This window comes from Pradoshia sp. Z4_20, from assembly GCF_058216035.1.
The window spans coordinates 975,052-992,009 of record NZ_JBZAJD010000001.1 but is presented as its reverse complement, the minus strand read 5'-3'; the positions used below and the strand labels follow the sequence as shown (position 1 = coordinate 992,009).

Sequence of the window (16,958 nt, the reverse complement as noted above, 5' to 3'; positions counted from 1 at the left end):
TAGTGTTTGTCTGATAACATACTTATTTCGACATTTTGGAAAGGCACTCCTTTTTGCATTACAACGGGGACTCTATTGTTCCAAATAAAGTGGAAACTTCCGAGTAATTGAGGAACATACAAGAATAGCAGCAATATAGCAAACGAAACAGCCCGATCCGATAACATCGAATCGGACTCCAGCTTTTTTTCTGTTTGATAGGTGTTGAAGATTTCACTTGATAGGCAACTATACTTAGTAGCGGTAGGGAGCATACCACTGATTCCGTACCCTCCTCTTGCTGAACATCTGGCCGCCATTTCACTTGTAAAGAAGAATTAGATTATAGTAAGGCCATTCTCTTATTCATCAATAATTATCTTTTTAATATAGTCGTTTAGGAAAATTCCTTGCGGGTCAAGTTCATACCTTATGGCTTGAAAATCCGGCAGTTTGGGGTAGCAGGAATATAATTCTTTTTTACCTAGGCTATGCATTTTACCCCAATGTGGTCTTCCTTCATACTTCCGCATAATCGCTTCCATCTCTTGAAAATATTCTTCATATGGCATGCCTTTATACATATGGAAAGCAATATAGGCGGAATCTCTCTGATAAGAAGGACTAAACCAAATGTCGTCTGCCTTGACCGTCCTGCATTCTATCGGAAAATGAACCTTATGCTTCTTTACTTCAATACACTTCCGAATCTCTTGAATGGCCGGCTTAAAGTAATGAAGTGGAATACAATATTCCATTTCCCTGAACTTCACAAGTCTTGGACTAGCAAAAATCTCATAGCTTTTTGCCGTAATGGTTGTTGTTCCTACGGCCTTTGCAGATATTCTACTTATGGTTTGACTGCTCCTTGGTAACACACGACATACCTCTGACAGTACAAAAAATAAATAGTTTTCAAAAATGAGATTTTTTAAGTTATGAAAGAATAAGCCCTTTGGTTTACGATTTGTAATATTCATCGTTTTAACTTGTACACAATCTGAATATGGGAATAGAAAAAATTCAAAGTGACGGTTTTCATGGATATAGCATTCAAGCTGTTGCTCAAAAAGTGGATATTCTTTTCTTTCACTTCTGTATTCATATATAAGTGTTTTAATTATCTTCAGTTTTACTTTTACAATGATTCCAAGAACTCCAAGCGATATGAGACAAGCATTGAAATATTGAGGATTTTGTTCCTCAGAAACGGTAAGAACATCTCCAGATGCTGTAACAATGACGATTTCTACTACTTGGGTTGGAATATTACCAAACTTCAGTCCAGTTCCATGCGTTCCAGTTGAAATAGCACCCGCAATACTTTGGACATTGATGTCGCCTAAATTTTCCTGAGAATATCCTTCTTGTCCAAGCACTTCTCCTAATTGAAATAACCGGGTACCACCCAGGATGGTAACTGTACTGGCTGCCTCATCGAGTTGTTCAATTCCACTAAGTAAATCAAGAGATATGAGCCAATCATCCGTTTTTACTAAACTCGTAAATGAATGCCCAGCTCCTACAACTCTGATTCTTTTCTCTTGTTTCGACGCTTCTTTAACGATTGAAGCAACCTCCTCAATTGAGGATGGATACAGGATTTTTTCCGGGATACTTTCACATGTTTGAGACCAATTTCTCCATCGTTTGCCTTGTATCGTCTTCATTACAGAAAGCATTTCCCTTCCCCCCGATAGGTAAGAAATCGATCAACGATTTGTTGATTAGCAAGACAAATGATTTCATTAAACCGTTCACAAATTTCTCCAGCTTTCGCTGCCCTGAAGATAATGACATCTCCAATTTCCAACGTTTCCTTTTCATAATAAACAGGGGTTTGCACCTCCCCAGCTCCTTCAAATGACAATAATTTACCACCCGGCGGGTAAATAGGCAATGGCACCTTATCCTGACCATGCACTCCAGATGAGACATATCCACCTCCAAGACAAGTATAAATATTTGGAGTTGGTTTTCTAACGACTGGCAATGCGAAATATAAGGCAGGTGTGAAGCGAAAATTTCGGTAATAATCAAACAACAAAGGAGCATAGAAACCTGATCCCGCTGTCAGTTCCGTAACAACCTCTTCTTTTGATGTAGTTTCAAGACTTCCCGTTCCTCCTCCATTAACAAATACTAATTGTACACCCTCACTCTTAAGAGATTGAACAATCCTCTCCCTTCGCCGTTTGATTTTATCAATTGATTTCTTTTTCATAAAAGCAACAGCCATATTTTTAAGCCTCTGAGATGGCAAATGATCACCTACCCCAGCTATTTGTGCTTCATAACCCATGATTCCCAGAAGCTTTAGCGATGGATATTCCTGTATAATTCGTACTAGCTGAATCACGCCTTCTTCTGTTTTTAATGGGGAACGTCTTACTCCAAAATGGAGATTACCAAATGTGGTGCTCATATCAATATCGATGCATAAATAAAAAAATCCATTTGCTTCCTTAGCAATCGCATTTAAATGTTTAATCTGTTCAAAGGAATCGACCATACAGGTAATTTGATGACCTTTTCCATTTAGTTCAGCTATTTTGCTAAGAGGTTTGGAATCCCAGCATGGATAACCTATCAGGATATCCTCAATGCCTTGTTCTGCAAGAAAAATAGCTTCATAGGGGCTATAACACATTACTCCTTTATAGACAGGATTGGATTGGAGAATTCTTTTTAAAACTGGAATAGACCGTATCGATTTAGTAGCAATTCTGATCGTTTTTCCATTTGCTTTTTCAGCGATTCTCCTGCAATTTTGATCTAAAGCATCTAAATCCAGCAAAAGGGCTGGATAAGATAACTCCTTTGATAATTCATATAGCACCACTAACACCACCACCTCTCATTCTCATAATAAACGAGGAGCATGATTAAAAATAGAACTTATTCAAAATATTCAGACTTATTATAACAATTACGTTTTCAAGGAAAGATAAACGCATAAAAAGTTTATCTTATATTATAGCGGTAGATGTTTTTCAACGGTGTTACCAATACTTTTTCATGGAGTTAAAAAAGCCATTGATATAGTGAACTCATCAATGGCTTTAGACTTAATATAGGAAGTTTTAATAAACAAACATACCCATCAAAGGGGAGACCCTTATTTACTAGCTACTATACAGACCGCTCTTACTTATAATGCAGTTGCTGTAATGTATCTAGCGGGAATTTTTGAATCTCCCATTAAAGTAATAGTTAATAATATACACAGTACTGAGTAGTTTAAGATTAACACCCTGACCCTCTCAGTTTGTTAAAACGAACGTGTTTTGGAACTCAAGTAGAGATGCCGATTGACGTATGTTCATAACGGCTATCCTTTAATGCTTTTAAGATAAAATGTGCGACGTCAGCACGCGGTATTGATCTTGATTTCTCTGGTACACTTGTTGCAGATTCTCTATACTTTCCTGTAAAGGGATGATTCGTTAGCCCCATCGGTCGAACAATGGTGTAGTTCAATCCATGTGATTGAATATATTCAACTGCAGCCCGATGATCAATTAGAGGATTCTTAAGCATTCTCATGACCAATTTACCACTTAGCCCTGTTAATTCTTTATGGACTCCCGCAGATGCAGTGTAGATAATCCGCTCTACATGTTGCTCCTTCATACCAGTAACAATATTTTTTATCATCTCTTGAAGCTCGGTTGATTTTTTCATCCCTTGATTCGAGCCTAAGCAAGATATAACAGCATCATGACCTGCAATCGCTTCTGTTACTTCCGCTAGATTAAAAGCATTTCCTTGTATAATCTTTAAATTTTCATGGGGAAAGTCTAGCTTGGCCGGAGTACGTACAAACGCCGTCACCTCAAAACCAGCCTCAACTCCTTGACGCACAACAGATTGACCTACACCACCTGTTGCACCAAACACGATAATTTTCATAACAATCCACCACCCTTTCTTATTATCATCCCAACATTCCCAGAATGCCCACTGCACATTTCTTGGACCAATACTTTTATCCATTCCTGAGTCATTCTAAGGAAAACTATGGATTGTTCTCTGTATTAAACATACCTACTTACACTTGATTGACTATTTAATATAATCATATAATTATCTGTTGGTTTTATCAATTTTCACTACTTATAAAAACAATTCTTTATCAGTGACGTTCATTATAGTAGAATAGCTCAAAATGACTAGCGTAAAATCGTATGCTAGGGTATTCAATTGGGGATTCTTTCCATATTTAGTACTCCTTTAATCTACTACGATAATAATCGGACTAGAACATCCAGTGCCAGCCTATTTCCGCACTACTCTAGTGTCCATATCTGGGAACGATGTGATTTAGAAGAAATCTTTTATACAAACTGGGTTTAAAAAAACCGTAACTAAATATAAGCCGAAATACACATAGCCCTTTTTGTGGCTATGTGTATTTCAGCTATTTTAAATGTATGCAAATTTGTAAGCAGTCCACATCTTCTATGCTGTACGCTTATATAGTTCAATCATTTCTGTAACTAGAATTGTAATCGTATCAACACTCATTATCTGGTCTTCCGCATGCATAAATATAAGCGAGAACTCAAGCTTTTCTCCATTTGCCTCTCTTTGAATTAAAGAGGCGTGCGTTTTATGACCTTCTACAAAGAAATGTTTTGATTCAGCTAACTTTTCTTCTGCTAATTCATATTTTCCTTCTTTCGCCGCATAAAGCGCTTCCATTACTAAGCTTTTAGCCGCACCTACGTTACTAATAATCTTAAACGCCACAGTATAGTAATCATTTGCTTCTAATGACATAGTATCCCCCCTTCTCGCCTTCCATTAACAGCTATCCTTTTATCACTTGTTTTCAATTATTTGCAGTGCTTGATCAAGGACCTTTTCACCATTCATCATACCGTAATATTGCATATTAATTGCTGCTACAGGAATGTTTTTCCCGACCAGTTTTGATTCAATTTGATTTTGCATATATTTCACTTGAGGTCCTAATAACAATACATCTACATTTTTCTGTTCGAGAGTAAATTCCATTTCTTGTGCTGATTGGGCAAAAATATCAGCTTGGATTCCACGCACTTCTGCTGCCTTTTGCATTTTTGTCACCAATAAACTTGTACTCATTCCTGCTGCACATACTAACATAATAGTTTTCACTGTTAGTTCCTCCTTTGATTTCATTCTTTAGTTTAAAGATGTCAGTTAATAAGGATATATAAATATCTGTTCACGCAAATTTCTTCCAATGAAAATAATGAACTATAGCAGGCAAGGCATTGGGCTTATGCCTCTATTGTCTAGTAAACTAAGTATATGAGCCTTACCTATTGATAGAACGAGCAACCATAGAGACTGTATGCCGAATACCACGAATAGCTTTACTCATCGCAAATATATTTTCTACAGGAGCAAGACCGGCGTACCCCGCGTCACCGATATGTTGAATATCCACCCCACAAATTTTATTCCGGATAGCAATTTGTTTAACCGTGTCTTCATCAGAACTTTCTTGGCTTGTACCAATAGCAGATAAAACAAGGGCACCATGTTGATGGGCACTTTTTACAATCTTCTTTAGTTCTTCATCATCAAAGCCTGGAACAGTCCCCACTGCAGGAACTAAAATAATATCTGCACCTGAATCAATATAACCTTTCACCACTTCTGCATCTGCAACTGGCTCATCCACTCCTGCTCCATGCATTTTTCCTGCGATAATTAATCCCGAGAAATGTTCTTTAGCAAGCTGTATCGTTTTTTGGATCTGCTCATTTGTTACACCCGTGCCAGGATTTCCTGTAAAACATACAAAATCAAGTCCTAATTTTTCAATTTCCTGTATGGTTTCTAGATTAGCTTGACGACCTTTTGAAATGATTAATCTTTCTTCTGCCATATTCGCTGAATTGTCCACTGGCTCTAGATTAACACCAATAGGACGGCCGACCAATCGGTGAAGTGCCTCTACGAATGAACCTTCTTCGTTTTCTAATCCTGCAATATGTGGCGAAAGCACATCAACACCATTCAAGAGAATTAAGTCTGCTCCAAACGAGCGGGCAATTTCTGCATTTGTAATATCTTCAATATAAGGTTCACGAACCGCAACATTTTCAGACATAATAACGCGTCCTTCGCATGCTTTAATACTTTGCTTCAACTCTACTGCAGTCATTTCCAATATTTCTGATGCATTTGCACTGATTAATCGTTTTTTCATTTTTAAAGTCCCCTTCATTGCTTTTTTGAACTAATCCACTAATCCTGATCATTCATACTTTTACACTTCAATCTCTTCATTAATAGTGGTAGCCCAGAGTATGTTTTCATTCTTAATTAATCAAGAATCATTATTTGCATTGGAACTATCATTTGATCCCTATATTTTTTAGTTTCATTGAGAACAAATCAAAAGATAAATTAGTAGTTCAGTAACTTTATATAGTCAAACTATTCTTGCGATTTGAAACGCTTTTCAACAGCTAAAACGAATGGCAAGTAAAGTAAGATATCCAGTATTATTAAAACAATCTGCAAAATCGCCCCGCTTATATCACCTGTAACTAAAAATCCACTGAATATTGGAGGCATTGTCCAGGAGGCTGCTGCTCTAGTTAACGGTACTAAACCCGAGGCCATTGCTAAATACGTGACCACTACATTTATCATTGGAGCAAGAATAAATGGAATGAACAACATTACATTCAATACTACTGGTATACCAAACATAGTCGGTTCATTAATATTAAATAAACCTGGTACAACGGTAATCGGTGCCAATGCTTTTGTTTGTTTGCTCGTTTTCTTTTTACGTGCTAAATATCCGAGAACTAAAACTAAACCAATCGTAGCTCCGCCCCCGCCAATATAGACGAAGTTATCCATAAAGGGTAGTGTAATAATATTTTGTAATTCTTGACCAGCTTGATAAGCCACACGATTTTCATCTAAGTTGGCAATCCATACAGGCTGCATAACTGAGTTAACTACATTACCTCCATGGATACCAACAAACCAGAATAAACTATTGAGACCTACCACGATGATTGTACCAAAAACGTTATTTCCCAATAACCCTAATGGTTTACCTAAGATGACTTGCGCAATGTCATGTACATTTGGTAAATCAAACGTACTTAGAATAGAATAAATAATTAACCACATCGTTATAATTACTGCACCCGGAATAATGGCACTGAAGCTTCTGGCTACAGCTGGCGGAACGCTTTCCGGAAGTTTAATCTGAATATTACGATTAATGAACCATTGATATATATAACCATTAAGCAAACCCATAATTATAGCAATAAATAAACCTTTCGCTCCCATATAAGCAATTGGCATTCCAGCTCCAGCATCAGAAGAAATAAATGGAGTTGCAATAATAAATGCAGACAATGAGATAATGCCTGAACCGATTCCGTCTACATTAAACTGCCTTGTTAAACTATAAGCAATCCCAAAACTGGCTATTAAACCAATTAACCCAAAACTACTGTCAGTGCCTTTCCATAAAAAGTCTGCGATTCCCATCTTACCCAACCATGCTTCCCAACCTGGCACCGGGAAACTAGCTATAATCATAAAAAGTGAGCCAATAATAATTAACGGCATTGCAAACGTAATACCATCTCGTATAGCAATCAGAAATTTATTACTACCTAATTTTCCAGCAATGGGCATCATTTTATTTTCCAACAGTTCATTCATTTTGCTCACTGTTTAATTCCTCCTCAAGGTTCATATCCAAATGAATTACATTTATAGAATGCTTTTAATCTTATAAGTAATCCTTGTATCGTTCTTAGCCTCCTTTGAAAATCAAAATATCTTCCTTTATTTATAAATTATTATCAAAGACTATAAAAACACCTTATTTTTATCATTTAAATAATAATAAAATATAATTAACTATCTTAACACTAATTAATGAAAGCGCTTTTGTCAATCAAGAAATTTCAATTTATTGATAGTATTAGTATTTTTTTACTTCACACATTTACCTTTCCATATATAAAGGAAGAAAAAGTTTTTTGAAAATTGATTTTAAATAGTAAATTAATTATAATTTATAATTAATTAAGATAAGAATAAGAACGGAGATTATCATGACACTCACAACTAAACAAAGAGAACTGCGTACTAAAATTTTAGATAAAATTTATGTCCATGGTCCTATCTCACGAATAGAGATTTCAAATCATACAGGTATTACCCCTGCTACAGTTAGTGAGATAACTGGATCTTTACTTAAAGAAAACCTAATTTATGAATTAGGAGAAGACTCTTCTGAAAATAATAAATCGGGACGTAAACGGATTCTTTTAGATATTGCCGCACATCACAGTTTTTATATTGGATGTGAATTATCTGAAAAATATTTTTCGTTTTGCCTAAGTGATAATATCGGAAAAATCTATGCTGAGAAGGTAATTAAGTTTAATGCAGGAAATAAAAATGATGCTTTAACAGAAGCTCATTTTATAGAGGAGTTAAATCATTTTATTCATTGTCATCACAGCTATCAGCCAAAGGCCGTCGGAATTGCATTGCCTGGACATTTTAATGATAAAAGTAAGACCATTTACAGCAACAATACACACTGGAAAAACTTTAATCTAGGACTTCTACTGGAAAATGTAGAATTACCAATCTACTTTAAAAATAATGTTCATTGTATGGCCAACGCGGAGAGACTATTCAGCAAGAATCATATAGATGATAATTTCATTTTCTTTCATGTCAGTAGAGGGATGTTCTGTTCTTATATTTATGAGGGACATACTTATGGAGAAAACAAATTTTTGGTAGGCGAAATAGGTCATACGATTGTTCACCCAGACGGAGAACTATGTGAGTGTGGAAAAAGGGGCTGCTTGCAGACATACGCTAGTGAGGCTTGGATTATAAAAAAATCCCGCATACTTTATGAGAGTTCGAATACAACTTTTTTGGGGCAATTAACCCCAGATAAACATAGCATCACAATTGAAACCATTTTAAGTGCTTATAAAATGGGGGATGAAGGAGTCACCAACATCCTTAATAACGCCATTAAATACCTGTCTATTACAATCAATAATTTACCGATGTTGATTGATACAAATAAAATCATTTTACACGGAGAGCTATTTAACGAACCCGTATTAAACAATCTGCTTAGCCATTATTTAAATCAAAATAACATTCTACTTCCCCTCAGCCATACTTGGGACATTGCATTTAAACAATATTCCGATATAAATGGCGCTCTTGGAGCATGCAGTTTCGCTATCTCCAACTTTTTGTTAAAGGGTAAAATAAAAAGCTAGTAAGGAAAGTTTAGAAATAGATCATACTTAATTAAAGAGGCAGTTCAACACTGCCTCTTTTAGTGGACAAAACTTGCGGATTTATAAAACCTCACTTATTTATGGTACGGTTCACCATGATGAATCTTAAAATGAGTCTTCTGGTTTTGTATAAAAATAATACTGTCCCTAAAATTGAAACAGGTACTTATGGGAAAGTCCCCCTCTTTATCCCAAATAATGAAAGATGAATCTTAGCCTAGCGGATCAGCAATTTTTAAAATATAACCATAAGAAAAAAGCGAAGGTAATCCTCCGCTCCCTTAAATTCCGTTCGATTCAATGACTTGCTTGTACCAATAGAAGCTATCCTTTTTGATACGGCGTAAGTCATGCGTGCCTTCTTCGTGCTGATTAATATAGACGAACCCGTAGCGTTTTTGGAAACCATTCAACCAACTTAGTAAATCTGTGAAAGACCAGACACAATAGCCAATCACTTCGGAACCATCAGAAATGGCGTCTTGAATTGCTTTCACATGAGCCTGAAGGTACTCGATCCGGTAATCATCATGGATTTGGTCATGCTCCTCTACCTTATCAAATGCACCGAGTCCATTTTCACTTATCAATATCGGCAAATCATATCGGTTTGTGATTCGGCGCAGCGCAGTTCTCAGTCCTTGCGGATCAATATCCCAATCCCAATTCGTCCGTTCAAGGTTTGGATTCTTCGTAGTTTTGTATAGTCCTGGAATTCCAGAATCCTTTGATGTGCCTTTGATTCCCGTTGTATTCATTTCACCGGCACTCACCCCGCCTTCTAAAGGATTAACTTCAAAAGTCGAGCTTTGATAATAGTTTAAGCCCATAAAGTCTGGCTTACCTTCTCTTAATAAGAGAAAGTCCTCCTCTTCCACTTCAGGAGCAAGACCTTCTTCAACCAAGTAGTTCCACGCTGCCTTCGGGTATTTTCCCAAAGTATATATATCCATCCACCAATGGCTATTCAGTTCCTCTGCATTCTCAGCAGCCAAAATATCTTCCGGCTTTGAAGATGCTGGGTAAGCTGGACCATAGGCAAAGCTCGGACCAATCTGTCCATCCGGGACATATTGACGGAATGCTTTGATGACACTGGCATTGGCCAGGTTTGCGTGATGATTCACTTGATAAAATAACTTCGTATCCTTTAAACCCGGTGGATGGGACCCTTGGTCATATCCATGGCGAGTAAAAATATTTTGTTCATTTAAGCTCACCCAGTACTTCACACGGTCTCCAAAGCGTTTAAAACATTCCACACTATAATTCGTAAAATCCTCTATGATTCTTCTGGACTCCCATCCGCCATATTCGTCCTGAAGTGCTTGTGGTAAATCCCAATGGTACAAGGTTAAGATAGGCTCAATTTGATATTTGCGCAGCTCACCAATCAAATCATCATAAAAGGCGAGTCCCTGCTCGTTGATCTCACCTCTTCCATTTGGAAAAATACGCGGCCATGATACAGAAAAACGGTACGCCTTTAACCCCATTTCTGCCATTAAACGGACATCTTCCTTATAACGATGATAATGGTCTACTGCAACATCTCCCGTCGTCCCTTTATATGTCTTACCCGGGATACGTACAAATTGATCCCAATTACTAACCCCTTTTCCGTCTATATCCCATGCACCTTCAATTTGATAGGCAGCAGAAGCAGCTCCCCATAAAAAGTCTGCCGGAAACGGTTTTAATGTTTTATACATAATCGTTTTAGTCTCCCTTCCGTCTGAATGTTGCCTTTTTTTATACCATAGTACTTAGACCTTCTCACAATCTAGCTTTAAACCAAAATGGAGTCCTTCTGCCGCTGTAAAAAATGATACAAAGCACCAATTAGATTCGAATCATTTCCAAACTGACATCTTTCTACTTTGACCGTTAATCCATCTGTTTCATATTTCATTTCGTTTAATGTTTCATTAATCTTGTCGATAAATCCTTCGCGATTACTGATAGCGCCGCCAATCAAAATCTTATCCGGATCCAGAATAAATTGTAGATTATATATGCCAACAGCAAGCCGACGCATAAACTTATCAATCTCTTCCTGTACCTCTGTGTCACCCTGTTCAGCAAGCTCAAAGATCATCTTACCGGTAAAAGTATCAGGGTCTCTCTCTTTTCGTTTAGCAACCTGCTTGATCAAGCCTCCTACGGCTGCCAACGTGCTATAGGTTTCTGCTGGTTGTGTTCCCAAATAGCCCTCCATCTTCATATATCCGAATTCTCCAGCAAACCCATTTCTCCCATGCCGAACTTTTTTATCGAGTACGACGGCACCGCCTATACCGGTGCCAATCACTATACAAAGATAATCCTGTACATCCTTTGCTGCACCAATCCAGCCCTCCGCCAAACCAGCACAATTAGCGTCATTCTCCAATTCTACCGGTAAATTTGTCCGTTCCTGAAGGAGTTCTTTTATATTAGGGCCATGGATATAAGGGAGTGCCGTGATCCCCTCTATGATCCCGGTTTCAATATTTACCGCACCAGGCATACTCACCGCCAGACCTTTTATCACATATTTATTTTTAAAATCCTTCACGATCATATCAATTGTATTTATAAATTCAGTAAGACTCTCTTTAGGAGTTGGAAGTGAGGATTTTTCAATAAAACAACCCGTTTCATCCATAAGTGCATATTTAATGGCAGAACCACCAACATCAAGTACCGCATAGTAATTCACTATATAACCTCCAGCAACCCAATTTTTCATACAATTATCATATCCAATATATCTGTGTTTCTTATGGGTTATAAAATAGCTTCATACATCGAAAACATCAGAATTTATCAGCTTCTGTGAACCTCGAAGTCTATGAAACTTTGATCAACAGGATTCTCGGATAATTAACTCGGAATCAATAAATACCGGTTTTAATTGGGATCTATCATTAATTAAATCGTCGAGCATATAGGCGGATAATTTACCGAACTTTTCCTTATCCTGTTTCACCGTTGTTAATTTTGGAGAACTATAACGGCAGGCTGCAATATCATCACAGCCAATTAACCGGATATCATCTGGACAGCTTAAGCCTGCTTCTTTAATAGCTTGCAAAGCTCCGAGGGCCATCATATCTGATGTCGCAAAAATTGCTTCTGGCAGCGTTTTAGATCGCAGGATTTTCTTCATTGCCGCATACCCGCTTTCCTCATGAAAATCACCGTATTGAATCCAGTCCTCACAAATTTCGAGTCCAAATTGATTCAGTGCTTCCAGGAAACCCTTTTTGCGAAAGATCGAAACAGGAGAATCAAATATACCGCCAATAAAACCGATTTTTTTAATAGCATGAAGATACAGATATTCCACCACTTTTCTCGACAAGCCCAAATTATCAGTCATAATATAGCTAGCCTTTGGCCCTTTTAATTCAATATCGATTCCGATACAGGGCAGGCCGGCTAAAGCTAAAGCATAGGTAGATTCCTCCACCTCTTCACCTGCAATAATTAAACAGCCATCCACATTAAAATGCCGGCATCTTGCTAAATAACTTCCATTATCCGACTGAAAATGTTCGTTTGAAAACATTAAAATATCGTATCCCAGTAAACCTATATTCTTTTTAAATGAAGAGATAACCTCATTAAAATAAGGGTGGGTCATATCAACATTAATTCTTCCGGCATAAATCAACCCAATTAGATTTGACTTCTTCGTTGCCAAGGATCTGGCAGAAAAGTTAGGTTCATAACCGCTTTGGTTAATAATATCCATCACTTTTTTTTTCGTTTTTTCACTTATTCCCTCATAATTATTGATTACCTTTGAAACTGTGCCTTGAGATACATTGGCCATTTGTGCAATATCTTTAATCGTTAAATTCATGTTAATCCCTTCTAAATTCGAGTAGTTTGGTTACCCATTTTTAGGTTAATAGGAGTTTCAATAGTTAAGCATAAATTTGGAAGGAATGTTTATTTAACTGAGCCTTCAGTAATACTCGAAATAAACAACCTATTGAAAAATAAGAATACTAGTAATAACGGCACTGTTGCCCAAAATACACCTGACATAATCATTCCAAAGTCCACATTATGTGTATTGCTTAATTGAGCCAATGCTACCTGAATCGTATAGTTTTCCGGATCCCTTAATACGGTAAACTGCCATAGGAACTCACCCCATACTGCCGTAAAGACAATAATACCCAAAGTTGCAAATGCAGGAAGCGTAATCGGCACGATGATACTGCGATAAATTCTAAAGTTAGAACAGCCATCTAATTTTGCTGCTTCGATAAGTTCATCAGGAACCGATTTACTAATATATTGCCTCATAAGAAAGATACCTAAAGGATTTAAAAAGAACAGCACCATTACACCTGGTAAAGTATCAAGCATGCCCGCCTTTGATATAAGGAAATATTGAGGGATTAAACCCAATTGAGGCGGAATAATCATCGTTAGCAAAATCGCGATAAATAGTACATTTTTTCCCCGGAATGTAAACTTAGCAAAGGCAAAACCGGCCAATGAACTAATGAATAGAACAACGATTGTTACAATGGCACAAATGACAAATGAGTTCCACATCGAACCGAAGAAATCAATTTGATTTAATACCTTTTTAAAATTTTCAACTAACATATTCCCCGGTGTAAGGGTGGGAGGAATCGAGTTAAAGGCCGAGCTTGGACTAGTCGCCATTACAAACATCCAATAAAACGGGAACAAGGATAATAAGGAGGAGATGCCCAATAAGGTATAAACTAATAGTTTGCTTATGGAAAATTTCCTCACTTTTTTATTTTTATTCATTTCCCACCCCTCCTTTTTCTTCCAACTCCAGAAGTTAAGTATACATTGATTGCTGCAATCACTGAGATTAATACCAGCAAAATAATAGCTGTTGCAGAAGCAGTACCAAAGGATTGCAATCTGAAAGCATCACGATACAGGTACATAACAATCGTCATAGCCTCATCTCTTGTAAAGGCGCCTGTTCCCATAAATATAGTAGGCTCGGAAAACAGCTGCAAAGCTCCAACGGTAGAAGTAAAGACAGTCAGTATAATAAATGGTTTTAACATAGGAATGGTTATGTAACGAAATTGTTGGGTTTTATTTGCCCCATCAATCGTGGCAGCTTCATACAAATCATTGGGAATACTCTGAATCCCTGCTAGGTAAATGATTGTATTATAGCCAACCCATCGCCAAAAGACCATAATGGATATCGCAATTTTCGTTCCCCATTCTGAACTTGCCCAGCTTACTGGATCAAGACCTGCTAAACTAAGAACATAATTGGCTAAGGAGGATTCATGATTACTAAACAGCACACTGAAAATCAAGGCTACCGCAACCATTGATGTAATATAAGGCATAAAAATAGTGACTCTGAAGAAGTTTTTAAATCTTAGGAAGGCTAGATTTAACAGATAAGCAAAAATGATTCCAAACACAATTTGCGGAGCCGTGCCCATAATGCCCATAACAATCGTATTATAAACAGCTTTCCAAAATAGAGGGTCTGTTAAAACAACCTTAAAATTATCCAACCCCACTGAGACCATGGGACTGAGACCGTTCCACTTTTGAAATGCTAAATAAATACTGAAAATCATAGGATATAAACCAATAATCGCAAAAATGATAAAGAAAGGAGCAATGTATAAATAAGCGGAATACATATCTTTTTTTGCCTCAGATCTAGCTCGCTTCTTTTTAACTTTGATTTCGTTCATACTAGGATTCGCTTTCACTGGATCCATTTTCACACCTCTTTTCTTATCAAAGATGGGAGCGACGTATCCATGAAAGTCACGCCGATTCCCACCTTATTAGTAATCTATTGAAATTACCGGTTTAGTAAGCCCTTGGAGCGTTTAACAGCGGCTTTCCATTCTTTTTCAGGATCCGTTCCTTTATTTTGAACGTTCTTTAAGCCATTCAATACTTCTGAATAGATTGGGAAGTATTTTTCTCCTTTATAAACAGCCCCACTGATATCCTGTGCTGCTTTTGCAAATACAGGTGCTGTTGCTTGACCGCCAAAGAAAGCATCTTCGTTTGTTTTGAAAGCATCCATTTCATATACAGCTTGTGCGGAAGGGAAAAGTCCCTTGTCTTGGAAGGATTTTAGTTGATTGTCTGGAGAAACTAACCATGAAGTAAATTTATATGCTTCTTTCGCATTTTTCGTTTCGCTTGGTATGGAGATGAATGAGCCACCCCAGTTTGCCGCAAATTCAGATGGCAATGTCGCAACTCTCCATTTACCGGAAGCTTCTTGCGCATTCCCTTCCATCCAGCCTTTTAACCATCCAGCCCCTAATTCAGCAGCAAATTCACCTTTATTTACAGCATTTGCCCACTCCGGAGACCACATTTCAAATTTACCAACAATACCCATTTCATTCAATTTCACAGCATAATCATAAGCTTCTTTAACAGCGTTACCATCCTCTTCGATCAATAACTCCCCTTTAGAATTAAGGAATGTTGTTTCTGCACCATCCAAGTAAGCTCTGAATGCCATTTCGATACTATCTATAAATACCTTGCCTGTTTTTTCCTTCACCTTCACACCAGCTTCTTCAAAAGCTTTTGGTGAATTAATCAGTGTGGCTACTTCCTCAGGATCTGTTGGAAGACCTGCAGCTTCAAATAAATCTGCACGATAGTATAAGGCTTTCGGTCCAATATCTGTTGGCAGACCAATCAGGAAATCCCCACTATCATTCTCCCCTGTTTTCCATTTCCAATCTAAGTACTGATCCTGAATATCTTTTGCACCAAGATCATATAAGTTTTCAAAGCGATCCTGCGCTCCTTTAAAACGGTCCAGTTGGTCAATTTCCAACATCGTGATATCAGGTGCTCCACTTCCAGCAGATAAAGCAGTAAATAAAGCATCATGATGATCTGCTGTTTCAGCTGCTCTTACTTTAATCGTGACGTTTGGATTTTCCTTCTCATATTCCTTCGCAAGATCCTCATAATTCGTAGCTCCGAAAGTCCAGAAATCCAGAGTAACTTTTTCCCCACTTTTACCACCGTTTGAAGAAGTCTTTTCATCATCCTTACATGCTGCCAACGACAGCGCCAGGACCGTTGATAATCCGATTGCAGCCAATTTTTTTAAGCTTTTCAATTGTAAAACCCCCTATAATAATTTGGTCAGACCATCATCCAATGGATGATGCAATAAATATAAATTTGGATTCTGTACTGCTTAACCCCCTTTACCATATTAATCTTTAAAAAAATGATAATAGCACCACCGTTTAGAAACCGGTTTCCAAAAAGAATTTAAATCATATCATTATCAGAGATTAGAAACCGCTTTCATTAGTGATTATAAATCGACTATTCGGAAAAATCAACCATTTATTGGGAAAAATGACCATTATTTTGGAAATCGCTTTCGTAATTAATTTATATTAAATATTCTTTGGTTAAATCTAGATAAAACTTGGAAGTATCGTTCCTCTTGTATCTTGAGTTTCTAGAGTAGATTAGAGCTTTTATTCTTTTTTTATTGGAAAGTTAACCAATGAAATTTAGCAATTTTTAAGAAATACAGCACTATAACTTGTCCTTAGTGTGGCAACGTTCCATAATAAGTACCAAATAACAAACCTTACCCCTTCCTTTATTTCACAACACCATAATAATAGGTCAATAGAGTCAATT

At 37.2% G+C, this 16,958-nt stretch carries 14 protein-coding genes; 1 reads left to right on the top strand and 13 read right to left on the bottom strand.

Going from position 1 to position 16,958, the window contains the following annotated elements; translation table 11 throughout:
- Nucleotides 1–341 precede the first annotated feature (341 nt).
- From AC4BHP_RS04795 to AC4BHP_RS04765, 7 genes are all read right to left on the bottom strand, one after another.
- Nucleotides 342–1,649 (bottom strand): D-arabinono-1,4-lactone oxidase, encoded by a 1,308-nt coding sequence (locus AC4BHP_RS04795; protein WP_180349966.1) that lies wholly within the window; start codon nucleotides 1,647–1,649, stop codon nucleotides 342–344.
- Nucleotides 1,649–2,821, bottom strand: a complete 1,173-nt coding sequence (locus AC4BHP_RS04790) for an amino acid deaminase/aldolase (protein ID WP_262365968.1) — start codon at nucleotides 2,819–2,821, stop codon at nucleotides 1,649–1,651. Before AC4BHP_RS04790 ends, AC4BHP_RS04795 begins: the two co-directional genes overlap by 1 nt.
- A 452-nt stretch (nucleotides 2,822–3,273) precedes the next feature.
- Complete coding sequence (locus AC4BHP_RS04785) at nucleotides 3,274–3,975, bottom strand: NAD(P)-dependent oxidoreductase (protein WP_490551451.1); 702 nt, start codon at nucleotides 3,973–3,975, stop codon at nucleotides 3,274–3,276.
- A 465-nt stretch (nucleotides 3,976–4,440) separates the two neighbouring features.
- Nucleotides 4,441–4,761: a PTS sugar transporter subunit IIA gene (locus AC4BHP_RS04780; protein ID WP_066103365.1), complete on the bottom strand. Its 321-nt coding sequence runs from the start codon at nucleotides 4,759–4,761 to the stop codon at nucleotides 4,441–4,443.
- Between the two features lie 42 nt (nucleotides 4,762–4,803).
- Nucleotides 4,804–5,121 (bottom strand): PTS sugar transporter subunit IIB, encoded by a 318-nt coding sequence (locus AC4BHP_RS04775; RefSeq protein ID WP_302621338.1) that lies wholly within the window; start codon nucleotides 5,119–5,121, stop codon nucleotides 4,804–4,806.
- A gap of 163 nt (nucleotides 5,122–5,284) precedes the next feature.
- Nucleotides 5,285–6,184, bottom strand: coding sequence for a DUF7916 family protein (locus AC4BHP_RS04770; protein ID WP_066103358.1), 900 nt, complete (start codon nucleotides 6,182–6,184; stop codon nucleotides 5,285–5,287).
- A 230-nt stretch (nucleotides 6,185–6,414) separates the two neighbouring features.
- Nucleotides 6,415–7,674: a PTS sugar transporter subunit IIC gene (locus AC4BHP_RS04765; protein WP_066104263.1), complete on the bottom strand. Its 1,260-nt coding sequence runs from the start codon at nucleotides 7,672–7,674 to the stop codon at nucleotides 6,415–6,417.
- A gap of 398 nt (nucleotides 7,675–8,072) precedes the next feature.
- On the opposite strand from AC4BHP_RS04765, the gene AC4BHP_RS04760 reads away from it, so the two are divergent.
- A complete protein-coding gene (locus AC4BHP_RS04760) occupies nucleotides 8,073–9,275 on the top strand; it encodes an ROK family transcriptional regulator (protein ID WP_066103355.1) in 1,203 nt (400 codons plus the stop codon).
- A 302-nt stretch (nucleotides 9,276–9,577) separates the two neighbouring features.
- On the opposite strand, the gene AC4BHP_RS04755 is transcribed toward AC4BHP_RS04760, so the two are convergent.
- From AC4BHP_RS04755 to AC4BHP_RS04730, 6 genes are all read right to left on the bottom strand, one after another.
- Nucleotides 9,578–11,008: a glycoside hydrolase family 1 protein gene (locus tag AC4BHP_RS04755; protein ID WP_373925471.1), complete on the bottom strand. Its 1,431-nt coding sequence runs from the start codon at nucleotides 11,006–11,008 to the stop codon at nucleotides 9,578–9,580.
- Between the two features lie 77 nt (nucleotides 11,009–11,085).
- Entirely contained in the window at nucleotides 11,086–11,997 is a 912-nt protein-coding gene (locus AC4BHP_RS04750; protein ID WP_490551448.1) for an ROK family protein, read from the bottom strand.
- Between the two features lie 144 nt (nucleotides 11,998–12,141).
- Nucleotides 12,142–13,146 carry a LacI family DNA-binding transcriptional regulator gene (locus tag AC4BHP_RS04745; protein WP_139891831.1) on the bottom strand — a complete coding sequence of 335 codons (1,005 nt, stop codon included), beginning with the start codon at nucleotides 13,144–13,146 and terminating at the stop codon, nucleotides 12,142–12,144.
- Between the two features lie 89 nt (nucleotides 13,147–13,235).
- On the bottom strand, nucleotides 13,236–14,078 hold the full coding sequence (locus AC4BHP_RS04740; protein WP_066106949.1) for a carbohydrate ABC transporter permease: 843 nt from the start codon (nucleotides 14,076–14,078) through the stop codon (nucleotides 13,236–13,238).
- Entirely contained in the window at nucleotides 14,075–15,034 is a 960-nt protein-coding gene (locus AC4BHP_RS04735) for a carbohydrate ABC transporter permease (RefSeq protein WP_066106952.1), read from the bottom strand. The genes AC4BHP_RS04740 and AC4BHP_RS04735 overlap by 4 nt, the downstream gene beginning before the upstream one ends.
- Nucleotides 15,035–15,120: 86 nt before the next feature.
- A complete protein-coding gene (locus AC4BHP_RS04730) occupies nucleotides 15,121–16,416 on the bottom strand; it encodes an ABC transporter substrate-binding protein (RefSeq protein ID WP_066106955.1) in 1,296 nt (431 codons plus the stop codon).
- Nucleotides 16,417–16,958 lie beyond the last annotated feature (542 nt).